Consider the following 14793-nt stretch of genomic DNA (forward strand, 5'->3'; position numbering starts at 1 on the left):
GTGCGCTTAATGTAGGTATTATTTGAAGTAGTCATAATTCGTCCTCAATGTGTAAACACATTTCAGGACGGGACAGATTAAGATCTTAAGCCTCGAACTCAGTTCGGGGCTTTTTTCTTTTCGATTCATTATATTGATTCATTGCATTAAAGGCTTATGAGCAATACCTCGAAATCAAATGAACAATACCTAGAAACCAAATGAGTTGGAAACTAGATATCAGCTCAAGAAACCATGAGACGCTTTGTTGTGTTGAGCCAAATATCAAAAAGATCACTCACACTTTTTATAAATTCACACAGCTACAGCTAGGCCATTTCACATGTGAAGCATACTCTTTGATGGACTTATTAAGGACAGATAAGAGAATCCATCATGTTAAAAATCAAATATTTGGCGACAGTACTGGGCTGCACATTAGCAGCGCAAAGTCATGCGTCTTTGAACATTCAACCTGATCCGCAAAACCCGAATGGTTACCTTGTTGAAAAGTCGGCCTTACAAGCTGCTGAACAAGCGAAAACATCCGATCCTATGTATGCGATCTGGTCACAGGCGCTTCAGACTCGCCCGAACACCATCGTTGAAGCGATTGAACCCGGTTCCCCCTCCAACCCTGAAAACGTAAAGCGTGTAGAGCGCGTGTTCCCTCAATCGAAATGGGACTTCCTCACTCAGATGGCAGCGCCAGAATACACCTACACTCGCTTCTTACGTGCGATCGGTAAATTCCCAGCCTTCTGTGGAGAGTACACCGATGGCCGTGACTCCGACGCCATCTGTAAGAAATCCATCATCACGGCCTTTGCTCACTTTTCACAAGAGACGGGCGGTCACATCGCGATAGACAACACCTCTGATAACCCATTAGCTCTCGAAGAGTGGCAGCAAGCGCTGGTGCATGTTCGTGAAATGGGTTGGTCTGAAGGCCAAGAAGGTTACACCACAGGTTGTGGTCAGAACGATTGGCAGAATGCCCGCTGGCCATGTGCTGCGGGGCAGGGTTACTTTGGACGTGGTGCTAAACAGCTTTCTTACCATTTTAATTACGGCGCGTTCTCTGAAGTGATGTTTGATGGTGATGCGACGGTGCTTCTCAACAATCCGGGTTTAGTGGCTGATTCTTGGTTGAACTTGGCTTCTGCTATCTGGTTCTTCCTTACCCCTCAAGCACCTAAACCAGCCATGCTGCATGTCATCGACCGTACTTGGACGCCGTCTCAACGTGAGTTGGATGCGGGTATTGGTTATGGATTCGGTACCACGATCAACGTGATTAATGGTGGTATTGAATGTGGTGAGCAGAACAAAGACAAAGGCCAACCCGTTAACCGTATTCGTTACTGGGAAGGGCTAGCGGCGCACTACGAGATTCCTGTCGAAGCGGATGAAGCTAATACTTGTTGGCAACAAACGCCTTACGGAAGCTTGAATCTCAACGGCGCAACGGATGTGTTGTACACCAACTGGGATGGCAACTGGAAATACTACGCTGACCGCCCAGAAGGTTACTCATTTGAGTGTGAGCTTGTTGGTTTCCAAACTGCTTATTCTGCGCTGGTGGCTGGAGATTACGAGAAGTGTGTGACCAACTTTTATGGTTCTCATGCGAGTTGGCCTGAAGTGAAAGTGGCCGATAAGCTGGATCCGGTAGACCCTGGTACAGATCCGGGTGGTAATGGTTGGAGTGCGACCAAGGTTTACAACGCGGGTGACCAAGTGACTCATAATGGCGCAACCTATGAAGCGAAATGGTGGACACAAGGGGATGACCCTGCCAATGGCGGTCCTTGGAAATTGATTGCTGGAGAGCCTACACCGCCAGTCGTCACCGATCCTGCGCCAGTTGATCCTGCTCCGGTAGACCCAACACCAGTTGAACCGCCAGTTACCGAGCCACCTGTCGTTGTTGACCCATCGGTGTTTATCACATGGCAAGCGGGTGTTAGCCAAGTGAGTAATGGCGATAAAGTGACGCATAACGGCAAGTGCTTCGTGGCTAAAAACGGCCCTGGCGTCTGGGAAAGCCCAGTTCAGTCAAATTGGTTCTGGGATGAAATCAGTTGTAATTGATCGTCTGAATACTGAGGAAATGACCTAAGTTACGAGTTTAGTCGTACGACCATAATGATATAAATAATCAAAAGCCGAAAGTGTCTACTTTCGGTTTTTTTTCGCTTCGAACTTGGTTATCTAAGAAGTTCGACTGGTCTATTTGGCTATGTTGAAGCGCATTTAAAGACTAATTATCCAGTTAAAGGATAAAGTCCTGTACAAATGATGAGTGTGAATTTATATTCAAATTTAATTTATATTTATTCTCTTTATTTTAGGGTTAAGGTGTACCTATGGAACAGACAGATATCACGTCACTCATCCCCATTGTGATTACTTTGGTGTTGTCGTTGGCGACAAGGAATGTGGTGATTGGCCTTTTTGCTGGCGTGCTGAGTGGTGTTGCGATGCTGACTGGCATGTTTAGCGAACTTAACCCGCTTGATACGTTTGGTACCATGGTTAAAGGTTACCTAGTCCCTCAACTTACCGACAGTTATAACGCTGGTGTGATCATGCTGTTGGTATTCATTGGTGGCTTTGTCGCATTGATGGAAAAGTCCGGTGGTGGCGTTGCGTTTGCCAAACGTGTTACCCAATGGGTAAGCAATAAATGCCAAGCTCAATTGTCAGCATGGTTGGGTGGAATCGTTATATTTTTCTCAGACTTAGGTACTCCGTTAATTGTTGGCCCTGTTTTTCGTCCTCTTTTCGATAAACTGAAACTTTCTAGACAGAAGCTAGCATTCATCATTGATTCAACCTCGTCGCCAGTTGCGATCCTCATTCCTTTCATTGGGTGGGGCGTTTACATCATGAGCCTGATCCAAAAAGAGTTTACGGCGTTGAATGTCAACATGTCTGACTGGGATGCGTTCATTGGTGCAATTCCTTTTCAGTTCTACGCATTCCTCGCGATTTTCATCGTTCCGTTAGTGTCCGTTAAAGGTTTAGACTTTGGACCAATGGCAAAAGCCGAGCGTGATTGCCAAGCGGGAATTAACTCTGGCGTGAATAACGAATCACTAAATCCGTTCTCGCATAAAAATGCAAAGGCCTCTTTTGTTTGGGCGCCGTTGCTAGTGATGCTGGTGGTGTTGTGTGCCATGTTGGTTCCACAAGGCTTCCCGTTCCAAAAGGTCGCAGGTTCATCGTTCAGAGCAGCGTTATCATCGGCTTACTTCTTTGCCGCGATTACCTTAATCTCGCTAATGGCTTACTACGGTGTAAGAAAGCTTTCAGACGGTGTTTCAGTGTATTTAAAAGGTATGGGAAACATGATGCCCGTAGCGATCATCTTGGTATTGGCTTGGGCGTTAAGCACAGTCGGTAAAGAGTTGGGCGCAGCCGCTTATATTGCCGAGCAAGCACAGAGTGGTTTTCCATACTGGTTAGTACCTGCGGTCGCGTTCCTGTTGTCTGCCATTATTTCATTCGCAACGGGCTCATCGTGGGGAACCTTCGCGATAATGATGCCATTGGTTATTCCAACCGCGATTGCGATAGATGCACCGCTTCTTGTCGCAATTGGCGCCGTGTTATCAGGTGGCTTGTTTGGTGATCACTGCTCACCGATCTCTGAAACCACGATTCTTTCTTCAACCGGGGCAGGGTGTGATCAGTTTGAACACTTTAAGACACAGCTGCCTTACGCATTGATGAACGGCTCTATCGCTTTAGTTAGTTTTGTTGTGGCTGGCTTTACGGGAAGTGCACTGGTTGTGTTGGGCGCTCTTGTTGTTCAGCTTATTCTTGTAACTCTGTTAGCCAAGCGCGACGCGAGTAAAAATGCTTTTTCAGACGTTCAATCTCAAGTGTCTGAATCTAAGCCACAACAAGCGTAATTTAAGATTACAAATGAGAGACTAGATACGGGATGCGAGTAAACGAGTAGCGAAAAAACCGACTTATTATTGTTCGTGTTTGCTATTTAGTTTCTCGCTTACTCAATCTGAGCCCGCTGTTCGCATCCCGAATCTCGTTACCCGCATCTACGAAAACCATCGTCATTCCCTGCAGTGAGGAACGAACGTGATAGGGAATATCTAGCGTTTATCGTCGGTATTTATGTCTAAGAAGAGATTCCAGATATCTCGTCCCTCGATTCTGGAATGACGATTCAATGAGTAGATACGGGATGCGAGTAAACGAGTAACGAAAAGCTCGCCCTCTGTTACCTACGTTTGCTATTAAGGGGGCGCTTACTCAAATATAAAGACTCTTTTCGCATCCTGAGTCTCGCTACCCGCATCTTTTTCATATGCATATCACTGACTTCAATCTCAACACGTTCTTCGCATCCCGTATCCCGAATCTCGTTTACGCGTACCTAAACACACCACCGTCATTCCCTACAGTGAGGAACGAACGTGATAGGGAATCTCTGGCGTTTACGGTTGGTATTTATGTCTAAGGGCGAGATTCCAGATATCTCGTCCCTCGATTCTGGAATGACGATCTAATGAGTAGATACGCGATAGGGAATTTGCTTACTTATAGTTTCTGTGAATTAATTTGTGTCGTTATGAAACTAATTTTCCATAAGATCATTTACACAATCTTAGTTTTCGATAACTGGATTACCTAGTTGTACGGTTTATAGATTAAAATTTTCTGATAACTTTTATCGTTTTTTTTTAATCAACCACTTTAATAAGGTAAATTCGCAATGTCGACCAAACTAGCTAACCCAGCGCCACTAGGCTTAATGGGTTTCGGTATGACCACTATTCTTCTTAATATCCACAACGCAGGTTTCTTTCCAATCGATTCAATGATTCTTGCTATGGGTATTTTTTACGGTGGTTTGAGCCAAGTTATCGTGGGCACAATGTGTTTCAAACGTGGTGACACGTTCGGTACAACTGCGTTTACTTCTTACGGCCTATTTTGGTTGTCTTTGGTTGGTTTAATCGTGATGCCTTACATGGGTCTACCTGCAAGCCCTGCTGCATTCATGGGTTGGTACCTACTACTATGGGGCATCTTCACAGGCTTCATGTTCATCGGTTCTCTATGCTACCCAGTTGCGAAGCAAGTAGTATTCGGTTCACTGACTATCTTGTTCTTCCTACTTGCAGCTCGTGATTTCACTGGCAGCGAACTAATCGGCACTATCGCTGGTTTTGAAGGTATCTTCTGTGGCGCTTCAGCTATCTACTTTGCAATGGCACAAGTAATCAACAACGAATACGGTCGCACAGTACTGCCTATCGGTGAGAAGAAAGCACCTCAGATGGCAACACAAGAAATCGCTGCTTAATACTCTAACTCGGGAACAGTTAGTTTGTTATAAGCCGTTTATTGGTTATGAATAAAACAAAAGGGGTTAGCCGAAATGGCTAACCCCTTTTTTATGCGTTATTAATAGCGCTATTTTTTTTAAGCGATCTATTTGTTAAAGCGATCTATTTGCTAAGGAAAGCTTAAGCTGAAGGTTGCTCTACAGGTTTAGTGTCTGCAGCTTCTGCTTCAGGAGACTTGCCTGTTTTACGCTTGTACTTCTCTTCCCAGTAAGTTGCACCTTTAATGCCTAGTTTTACAGGGTTGAATGTGTACTCTGTCACACCTTGTTTCTGCTGTTCTTCGTAGTCTGCTAGAGCTTTAAGCGCAGGCTTAGACATGAAGAAGATGATCAGAATACCAACGATGTTTAACCATGCCATCAAGCCAACACCAACATCACCCATTGCCCATGCAAGGTTCGCAGTTTTAACTGTGCCATAGAAAACCGCAGTGATAAGAACAAGCTTAAGTACGAACATCATGCCAGGGATCTTGATGGTACGACGTAGGTAAGCAATATTCGTTTCTGCGATGTAGTAGTAAGCAAGTATCGTTGTAAATGCGAAGAAGAACAGAGCAAATGCGATGAATGGCTTACCAATGCCTGGTAGTGCACTTTCAATAGCAAGCTGTGTAAATACAGGACCATTCGCACCGATGTTTGCTGCTAGGTTCTGAACAAGGAACACACCTTCAGCGCCGCCATGAACGTTGTAAGCACCAGTGATGATGATCATGAACGCTGTAGCAGAACATACTAGAAGAGTATCGATGTAGATAGAGAATGCTTGTACCAAACCTTGCTGAGCTGGGTGATCAACACTTGCAGCCGCTGCCGCGTGAGGACCAGTACCTTGACCCGCTTCGTTTGAGTAAACACCACGCTTAACACCCCAACCAATTGCAGCACCGAAGCCTGCCATAGGTGTGAATGCATCACCAACAATCATTGCGAAAACAGTTGGCACTTGGCTGATGTTTAGCAGAATGATAACGAACGCGATGATGATGTAAGCCAATGCCATGAAAGGAACAACGATCTGTGTGAAGTTCGCAATACGTTTGACACCACCAAAGATGATGAAAGCAAGGATGATAGCAACAACAGTACCGGTGAAAATTTTAGCGAAACTGAATGTACCGACAGCTGTTTCAATCATGTCACCTGAGCCAAATGCAGCTTCTACAGCATTACCGATACTGTTTGACTGAACACCTGGAAGCAAAATACCACATGCAAAAATAGTCGCGATAGCGAAGATCCATGCGTACCACTTCTGACCCATTGCTTTTTCAATGTAGTAAGCCGGACCACCACGGAACTGGCCTTCATCTTCTTCTTTGTAGATTTGCGCTAGCGTAGATTCTGCGTAAGCAGTCGCGGCACCAAAGAAGGCTACAACCCACATCCAGAATACTGCACCTGGGCCACCGAAACCGATAGCGGCAGCAACACCAGCAATGTTACCTGTACCGACACGGCCAGATAGCGAAACGGCTAGAGCTTGGAAAGACGAGATGCCTTTTGATGAGCTTTTACCCGATAGTAGCAAGCGCCACATTTCAAAGAAGTGACGGATTTGAACAAATCGAGTCATGATGGAGTAGAACAAACCTGCACCTAAACATAGGTAGATAAGTACTGGGCTCCAGATTATTCCATTCAAAAAATCAACGAATGACTGCATGAGTATTTTCCCTGTTAGTTTTGCTTATGATTGTTTTTCGAACAACACAATACTTCACTTGTAACCCAGGTGTTAAATTATTTAACTACGCATTAGGATTACTGTGACATAAAGCATGTTGTAGAGGGTATTTGTTAACTCTTAGTGCTAATTCGATAATCGTTCTATTTAGTTTGTTATGCAACTGGTTATGATTTTTGGTGTTTTGCAAAGTGAATAAATAGTGATTAATACAGAAAGAGGAATTTGAGGTGCGCATAAGAAGCGAAATCGTGGCAAACAGAAGTTGAAGTCGCTTAGCATGAACGACTGATATAGGAGTGCAGGGATAACTAGGTTGGAATATATCACCTGCATCGTGTGAGCTAGCAGGTCTAAGAGACTATCGTTTTGGAAGGCTCGATAACTAAGGCTTTAATGTCTAATCAGTAAAAGTTACTTATTTGATACCTGTTTCAAACAACCACGAACCCTCGCTCTTGTAATTCTTGAGTGAATTCGGACTGAGTATTTGGCTCACCGTGAATCAAATGCACCTCTTTCGGTGGAGTCGCGATGCCTTCTATAAATTGGTAGAGATCCTCTTTATCTGCATGGGCAGAATAGCCAGACATGCCATGAATTTGAGCGTTAACCTCAACGTCTTTGTTATCAATAAAAACCTGCATTTCGCCTTGTTGCAGCTCTCGTCCGAGCGTCCCGTGCGCTTGATAGCCCGCTAAAATTACATCGGTTCGTTTATCGGGAAGCAAGGCCGATAAGTAGTTCATTATCCTGCCACCCTGACACATTCCAGAAGCTGCGACCACAATCGCGGGTTCACCTGTCGACTTAAGGCGATTCACGATTTTCTTGTGCATTCTATGCCCATCAACGGTAATGCATTGCTCAAAAGCGAGTGGGTGGCGTTTCAGTTCAAGGCGTTGCTTTGCTTCTTGTCCCCACAACTCTTTAAAACGTCGGTATGAACGCGTCACTTTTTGAGCCATCGGAGAATCGAGAATAATAGGAATATCGCTGCTGAGTTGGTGCTCAAAGATCAGGTGTTCGATATCAAACAACAATTCCTGAGTTCTGCCGATACTAAAAGCCGGGATTAGAATAACGCCACCATCAAGTAGTGAACGATCAATAATGGCCTTGAGACGCTCAGATCGCGTAGCAATATCATCATGTGTACTGGTGCCATAAGTGGATTCGATAAACAGATAATCAGCTTGCTGTGGTGGCTGAGGATCCGGCAGCAGTGGTGTGTTACTCGGGCCCAAGTCGCCAGAAAACACAACTACTTCTTTGTTGGGTAACTTAATCTCGATATAGGCGGAACCTAAGATGTGCCCAGCGGGTTGAAAACGGGCATGCAGAGTACTTGGCCTATGATGATCCTTTCCGTTGTTTCGCTGTTTAGATGTGATTGGAAACCATTCCCCGTAAGGCTTGGGAGCCATTAACGAATGAATTTTTTTGAGTATCAGCTTTGATTGTTTATTGCTGAGTCCTTGCAGTTTTAAGCCATCTTCAATCATTAAAGGGGCGAGTTCAGCGGTGGCTTGCGTGCAATAAATAGGTTGGTTAAAGCCACTGGCGAGTAACCAAGGTAATCGGCCAATATGATCAATGTGAGTATGGGTCAGCAGCAGAGCGTTGAGGTGGGACGTTTCAAATTCAATATCAAGAGGGCGTGCATCTTCTCCTTGGGACTCTTTACCTTGAAAAAGGCCACAATCGATGAGCACCGCTTGGCCTGAATCTCTTAGCTCGTGACAAGATCCTGTGACAGTATGTTTGCCACCATGGTGAATCACTTCCATCGTTTACTCCCATTGCTCTATAAAGCCGATAACGCCTGTTTTTATTTTGCGGATAAGTGCCAGCAAGTAAAACAAGAACAATGAGAGTTGCGATCGTTGAGTGTCTTTTTAAGTAACTGAGCGATGACTCAGTGGTTTCGTTGCGAGTTAGTTCGTAGAAGAACGATCTGAATCCAACTCTGGTTTTTGCTGTGCCTCTAAACGAGCCACTTCGGCATCAAGCTCTGCAATTTTCTCTGCCATGAGTGCGTGACAGCGATTGGCCAGCTCCCTTGCATCACTAAGCTTGTAGCCGGATACATCGATAGGTTCCAGCATCTCGGTGATCACAATGCCATTATTGGCACGATTAAAGTCGATCTTATTGTGCGTGGTGCTGGTACACATCGGGGTGATAGGCACACCAGCTTCAATCGCCATTCGGAAAGCGCCCGTTTTGAATGGCAGCAATCCACGCCCTTTACTACGGGTTCCTTCCGGGTAAACCCAAACAGACAGGTTTCTCTGATGAATCGCTTCCGCCACTTGCTTGATGGTATCGCGTGCTTTGGATTTATCTTCGCGGTTAATCATGATGTTACCGGTGATCCAATACAGCAAGCCAAAGAAAGGCACGTACAACAAATCGCGTTTGCCCAATGAAACAGTGCGTGGTCTTAGCATTCCTGGGTCGGTCACAAAGTCTAATATGCTTTGGTGGTTAGAGATGTAGACGCTGTTTTCTGGTGTAGGCGCATTATCTAGGCCGCGCTGCACCAATTTTACACCGATGATCTTTTGGAGTTGGTTGAACCAACGACAGAAAACGTACACATGCTTGGGGTTCTTGGGGCTAAACAAGCAGTAAACAAAAGCACATAGAGTGGTGAAAATAATAAACACCGTAGCCAAAATAATACGAAGAACAGCAAGCACAACTCACTCCTTACTCACCGCAGATGGCAGTGATTAAATAGTTTTAGATGCTTGAAGTTTTCACTCTATTTAACCGAATTGCAACAATTAACTGTGATAGCGGGCTATTTTTAGATCTTTATATAAAACAAGGACTAACAATGGGTGTTTGACACAGTTATCGGGCTTACACGTGTTCACCAGTAATGGCTCATGATCACCAATACTGTTTGTTTGGATCCGATTTTTCTACCCATTCCGGATCTTGACGCGATTCTAAGTAGAGTTGTAGGCCGTTATAAGACATGAAAGCTGCAGGGCCGCCGAGGTGTTCGAAATAGTCAAAATAATCATCTTCGAGAGTACAAAGGTGGGCTAAATCTTTAACCTTGTTAGCCAGCGCCCACTGAATGGCAAATACAGGCGCTATTGAGCCTGATATATTCACCTCTTCGACGTTTGGGTTAAACATTGAATTAGCTTGCTCGAGCAGTATCTCTTCTTGTTCAGACTCTTGTTGCAGTACCTCTTCGACGATCTCCGAGCGCTTAGTATTAGAAACACTCTTGTTCAACTTGGCGATTCGCAGTGCGTAGCTAAATCGGTCTGATGAAACGATGTCGACAAGCTGCGACAACAGCTCTTTGTCTACGCCTGCTGCCTTGGTGAAATAGTCGATACACGAATTGATTGAGGCATAACGAGTACCGTCAAACTCAAAGCCACTGGTTTCGTCGTATACCTCAAGTGGGATGTCATCAACCGACAAAGGCCAGCCTTTATAATCGACGCGTTGCTTGGCGATTTGATACATCTTCCAAGCACTGCGCCCAAACCCACCAAGCGTCGAACCCGAGAAATCAGAATCAATAAGTTCTTGCTCCGTCCAATTCTCACCGATGCCAAGGTGCTTAGCGTACTTGTCTATCAGAGTGTGTTTTATCTGATCGCGCACAGACCAAATTGAGGTCAGATTCTTTGAATAGTTAATTCTCGCACACTCATTACAAGCGGGCAGTGCTATCGGTGAATGGCCTATCTTGGCAACAGCCTGCGCTGTCTTGGGAAATTCAACAAGGTTACTGGAAGGTTCACCACAAAACCAACAGGTGTGGCGCAGGTTGAATGGGGTATCTATGTGCGAGTATGTGTTCATTAGTCTTTATCGGCTAGGTGCTTGAGGTGAGTTAATCATCTTCAAACAATTATCTCTGTTCGCACGTCAGCTTGCACCTTGTTTGTTTTTGTTTTTCTGACGAGATTAATTCGAGGTGTGACTCGCCTGATGAACTCATTAGGAGGATATTGATATAAAACAGTCACTAACGATAAATATTGCTCGGTGTGGCTGAACTTGCATGAGCTGCTAGCAATCGCTTAAGCTCCCCATTACTATTGAGATAGACTCCTTACCCCAATAGCGCATATGTCCTCATCGATTCCTTTTTACGATAAAAATGCTCACACACTTTGCCAGCAGTACAACTCAGTGACGTTCGAGACGGTGCATAAAAGCTGGCAAGCTTATTGGCCTTTAGATGGCGATAAAGTATTAGATGTCGGTGCTGGGAGCGGTCGTGATGCGCTATGGATGCACAAAGCCGGAGCTGATGTTATTGCGATAGAACCAAGTGCTTCATTACGCGAACAAGGCTCGAAATATACAGGTCCAAGTGTTACCTGGATTGATGATTCACTTCCCTCGCTTAGCCGCACTGAAAACCTCGGAATGCGTTTTGACTTGGTATTGGTGAGCGCGGTTTGGATGCACTTAGCCCCGTCTCATCGAGAACGAGCATTTAGAAAGTTGTCTAACTTGCTGGCTCCAAATGGCAAGTTGGTGATCACTCTGCGTCATGGGGAGTTTCAAGACAGTCGACAAGGCTATGAAGTCTCGGTTGAAGAGCTAGAGCGTTTATCAAAAAACAGCGCCTTGTTGGTTCGTCATGTTGATGATAGCCAAGATACATTGAACCGCAGTGAAGTGTGGTGGCAAACCGTGGTGATGACACTGCCAGACGATGGCTCCGGTGATTTGAACAAGGTGCGCCACATTATTGTGAATGACAATAAGTCGGCCACATACAAGTTGGCTTTGTTGAGAACTCTACTGAGAATTGCGGATGCGCATTCAGGCGCTGTGATTGATCGAACTGATGGGAAAATTTCTCTACCAGTGGGCTTGGTTGCTCTGTATTGGGTTAGGCAGTTTAAGCGACTGATTGATATCGACATAGAAGGCGCTGGGATTCAGCAAAATAGCAACACAACGAAGGGACTTGGGTTTGTAAAAGAGGATGGGTGGAATAAACTCAAACACCTAAGTGCTGATGACCTAGCGATAGGCGCTATGTTTCTCGGCGATGAAGCCAAGGCTCTACAAAAGCTATTTTCACAAACGATCAGCACCATTAAATCAGGACCTGTGACTTTTATTTATCAAGGCTCGAAAGACAACCGACTATTCGATATATACCCACCTCAGAAACGACGGAAGAGCCGAGAATCACTGGTCATTGATAGTGAGTTCTTAGAAAGCTTTGGTTATTTCACTCTCGATGAAAGCTTATGGGAATGCTTTAGAATCTACCACTCTTGGATTGAACCGCTGGTGGTGAATCAATGGGTCATGGAGATGCAGCGTTTCGAGTTGAACCGACAGCGAAGTATCTCATTGCAGACGTATCACGACTGCTTGGTATGGATCGATCAAAACCACGATACTCGCGATGTGCGTAAACGTGTCGAGAAACTTAGGTCTGATCGTGCCGACATTGTCAGCGTGTGGAGTGGAAAAACATTAAAAAATGAGTTTCACGTTGATCATTGTTTGCCTTTCGCTTACTGGCCAAACAACGATAAGTGGAATCTTTTTCCAACTACAAGCAAAGAGAACTTAAGTAAAAGTGACAAAGTTCCTACGGCTGAAAAGCTGCGCTCGTCTAAGTCGAGGATTCTAGAGTGGTGGCAACTCGCTTGGAACGATTCGGCTCATTTTGAACAACAATTCTTTTCAGAGGCCGCGCTTTCGTTACCTAACATACCAGCGCAGTGTCGAGACTTTGAAGAGGTGTTCGATGCAATGGGCTTGCAGGTACGTGGTGTAAAAAGCAGACTGCTGATTAGTGAGTGGCACTGATCATTAAGTGGGCTAGTTATCTCAAATAGCCCTCAACAATTTAATCATCGAGAACATAATGAAATACATCGGAATTGATGGCTGCAAGGCGGGTTGGATCGCTTGGATTGTCTTTGGCAATGAGCCACCTACGTTCAAAGTGGTAAACACGCTCGATGAGTTGGTTGATGATCTTACTGGAGCAACAACGTTAATCGACATGCCTATTGGCTTTAGCGATTCACTGACTCCAGATAGATTATGCGATAAAGCGGCAAGACGTTTTCTAACCAGCAAGCGTGGTTTCTCCGTGTTTCCTGTTCCGTGTCGAGAGGCGGTTTACCAAACCGATTACGTTGCGGCGTGCAGTGCCAATGTGGAGCAGCTTGATAAGAAGTTTTCTAAACAGACTTGGGGAATTGTGCCCAAGATCCGCGAGCTTGATGAGCTCATTGAAACTCACCCAAGCCTTTCGATAAGGGAATCACATCCTGAGGTGGTGTTTGCAGCTTTGAAAGGCGAGCCACTGACCTTTTCCAAACGAATGCCAGAAGGCAAAGAAGAACGGCTTTCTATTATTCAGCAACTCACCCCTCAATGGTGTGAAGGCTTGTCGTTGGCCATTTCAAATACTAAACGTAAAGACGTCGCGATAGACGATATTTACGATGCGTTCGTACTTATGTTGGTTGCCTATAACGCTCCGCAATTATCGACCTTACCTGAGCCTTCTGATGTTGGTGGAAAAGCGGATATCGACCAGAACGGACGAGTTCGAGAAATTGTCTATTGGGACAAAACGCGTTAACAAAGCGTGCGCTCAACTTGGCTTAATATGTTATTTTCCAACTCTGCTACTTTTCACTCTTACTATTTTTGAGTCTTTGATATGAAACGTTTTATTGTCGGCTTGCTGACCACTGTGCTCAGTGTTGCGAGTTATGCCCAAGTCGCCCCTATATCTCAATGGCAGTGCGACATGATGAAAAAGAACAATGTCTTGAGTCGTGGCGCGCCCGTTGGTTGTGAGCGACTATCCAAAGTGGACTTTGATTTCATTAATTTCAAAGGGGAAACGCAACAGGGCAATATGATCGTGCTTGATGTGGTTGCACCTGCTGTTGAACAAATCTTTTCAGAACTCAAACAGCGCAATTTTCCTCTTCACTCCGCTCGATTAATGCGTGAATTCAGAGGTGACGACAACGCCTCAATGGACGCGAATAACAGCAGTGCGTTTAACGCTCGTCCTATTACCGGCGGAGGTGGTTGGTCGAAGCATGCTTATGGTGTAGCGATAGACATCAACCCAGTGCAAAACCCTTTCTTAGAGTTCGATAGCAACGGAAAAATCACGGTAAAGCCTTCACAATCTGCGACAAGTTATGTGAACCGTACTCGCTTTCGTGCGCGTGATGAAATAGAACGCCGCGGCATGGCGGAAGATGTGGTGGAGCTGTTTGCCCATCACGGATTTATGATCTGGGGAGGGGATTGGAATTCCCCAATTGATACTCAGCATTTTGAGGTCGGCTCAAGAAAGTTTGTTAACCAACTGCTCTCTAAACCACAACCTGAAGCCGAGGTGTTATTTGAGCGCTACGTCGAATCTTATCGACAGTGCTATCTCAAAAATAAAGGTGAGGACGCAGAAAAAGCTCGAGCTATCTGTGCAAAGAAAACAGTCGGGACTTTTTAGTGCTATGTTTATCTAGAACCGTTTGTGTTTTAGCAAGTTAAACTCGCTTCAGGTGTGTTTTGAATCGCTAAGGTCAGCGCTCGTCGTTGGCCTTTTTTGTATTCATTTCTTCAATAGAACACCGAGCATTGAAAAGGTTATTGGGTATCCATTAGTCAATAATCGATAAGCGAATGCAGCGCAAAGTCATCGGTTTGTCATTTAAAAACTCATAGCGTTAACGTTATGTGAGAACCATTGCTG

At 45.0% G+C, this 14793-nt stretch carries 10 protein-coding genes; 6 read left to right on the forward strand and 4 right to left on the reverse strand.

Translation table 11 applies throughout. The features are described from left to right. The first annotated feature begins 375 nt into the window (after positions 1-375). The 3 genes from MSG36_RS19455 (at position 376) to MSG36_RS19465 (ending at position 5317) form a co-directional block, all read left to right on the forward strand. On the forward strand, positions 376-2073 hold the full coding sequence (locus MSG36_RS19455) for a chitinase (RefSeq protein WP_248369341.1): 1698 nt from the start codon (positions 376-378) through the stop codon (positions 2071-2073). A gap of 275 nt (positions 2074-2348) precedes the next feature. Beyond that, positions 2349-3899, forward strand: coding sequence for a Na+/H+ antiporter NhaC family protein (locus MSG36_RS19460; RefSeq protein WP_248369343.1), 1551 nt, complete (start codon positions 2349-2351; stop codon positions 3897-3899). A gap of 824 nt (positions 3900-4723) precedes the next feature. Beyond that, the gene (locus MSG36_RS19465; RefSeq protein ID WP_010440610.1) at positions 4724-5317 is read left to right on the forward strand and encodes a GPR1/FUN34/YaaH family transporter; all 594 of its coding nucleotides are present in this window, start codon (positions 4724-4726) and stop codon (positions 5315-5317) included. 163 nt (positions 5318-5480) lie between these two features. Here MSG36_RS19465 and MSG36_RS19470 read toward each other — a convergent pair whose 3' ends face one another. The 4 genes from MSG36_RS19470 to MSG36_RS19485 all read right to left on the reverse strand — a co-directional run bounded on the left by MSG36_RS19470 (position 5481) and on the right by MSG36_RS19485 (position 10889). Next, the gene (locus MSG36_RS19470) at positions 5481-7028 is read right to left on the reverse strand and encodes an alanine/glycine:cation symporter family protein (protein WP_017069529.1); all 1548 of its coding nucleotides are present in this window, start codon (positions 7026-7028) and stop codon (positions 5481-5483) included. 455 nt (positions 7029-7483) lie between these two features. After that, a complete protein-coding gene (locus MSG36_RS19475) occupies positions 7484-8839 on the reverse strand; it encodes an MBL fold metallo-hydrolase (RefSeq protein ID WP_061019472.1) in 1356 nt (451 codons plus the stop codon). A 147-nt stretch (positions 8840-8986) separates the two neighbouring features. Next, positions 8987-9754: a 1-acylglycerol-3-phosphate O-acyltransferase gene (locus MSG36_RS19480; RefSeq protein ID WP_048615218.1), complete on the reverse strand. Its 768-nt coding sequence runs from the start codon at positions 9752-9754 to the stop codon at positions 8987-8989. 196 nt (positions 9755-9950) lie between these two features. Beyond that, positions 9951-10889, reverse strand: coding sequence for a hypothetical protein (locus MSG36_RS19485; protein WP_248369345.1), 939 nt, complete (start codon positions 10887-10889; stop codon positions 9951-9953). 270 nt (positions 10890-11159) lie between these two features. On the opposite strand from MSG36_RS19485, the gene MSG36_RS19490 reads away from it, so the two are divergent. The 3 genes from MSG36_RS19490 to MSG36_RS19500 all read left to right on the forward strand — a co-directional run bounded on the left by MSG36_RS19490 (position 11160) and on the right by MSG36_RS19500 (position 14550). Next, a complete protein-coding gene (locus MSG36_RS19490) occupies positions 11160-12872 on the forward strand; it encodes a class I SAM-dependent methyltransferase (RefSeq protein WP_248369347.1) in 1713 nt (570 codons plus the stop codon). Positions 12873-12930: 58 nt separating this feature from the next. Beyond that, entirely contained in the window at positions 12931-13659 is a 729-nt protein-coding gene (locus MSG36_RS19495; RefSeq protein ID WP_248369349.1) for a DUF429 domain-containing protein, read from the forward strand. A gap of 81 nt (positions 13660-13740) precedes the next feature. Then, positions 13741-14550 (forward strand): M15 family metallopeptidase, encoded by an 810-nt coding sequence (locus tag MSG36_RS19500; protein WP_248369351.1) that lies wholly within the window; start codon positions 13741-13743, stop codon positions 14548-14550. Positions 14551-14793 lie beyond the last annotated feature (243 nt).

The sequence above is a fragment of the Vibrio sp. 1CM8B genome (assembly GCF_023161685.1).
Lineage (GTDB): Bacteria > Pseudomonadota > Gammaproteobacteria > Enterobacterales > Vibrionaceae > Vibrio > Vibrio coralliirubri.

What these genes read in the sequence shown, in the direction of transcription:
- MSG36_RS19455 (WP_248369341.1), top strand. Translation starts at nt 376, where the DNA reads ATGTTAAAAATCAAATATTTGGCGACAGTACTGGGCTGCACATTAGCA.
- MSG36_RS19485 (WP_248369345.1), bottom strand. Translation starts at nt 10,889, where the DNA reads ATGAACACATACTCGCACATAGATACCCCATTCAACCTGCGCCACACC.
- MSG36_RS19490 (WP_248369347.1), top strand. Translation starts at nt 11,160, where the DNA reads ATGTCCTCATCGATTCCTTTTTACGATAAAAATGCTCACACACTTTGC.
- MSG36_RS19460 (WP_248369343.1), top strand. Translation starts at nt 2,349, where the DNA reads ATGGAACAGACAGATATCACGTCACTCATCCCCATTGTGATTACTTTG.
- MSG36_RS19470 (WP_017069529.1), bottom strand. Translation starts at nt 7,028, where the DNA reads ATGCAGTCATTCGTTGATTTTTTGAATGGAATAATCTGGAGCCCAGTA.
- MSG36_RS19500 (WP_248369351.1), top strand. Translation starts at nt 13,741, where the DNA reads ATGAAACGTTTTATTGTCGGCTTGCTGACCACTGTGCTCAGTGTTGCG.
- MSG36_RS19465 (WP_010440610.1), top strand. Translation starts at nt 4,724, where the DNA reads ATGTCGACCAAACTAGCTAACCCAGCGCCACTAGGCTTAATGGGTTTC.
- MSG36_RS19495 (WP_248369349.1), top strand. Translation starts at nt 12,931, where the DNA reads ATGAAATACATCGGAATTGATGGCTGCAAGGCGGGTTGGATCGCTTGG.
- MSG36_RS19475 (WP_061019472.1), bottom strand. Translation starts at nt 8,839, where the DNA reads ATGGAAGTGATTCACCATGGTGGCAAACATACTGTCACAGGATCTTGT.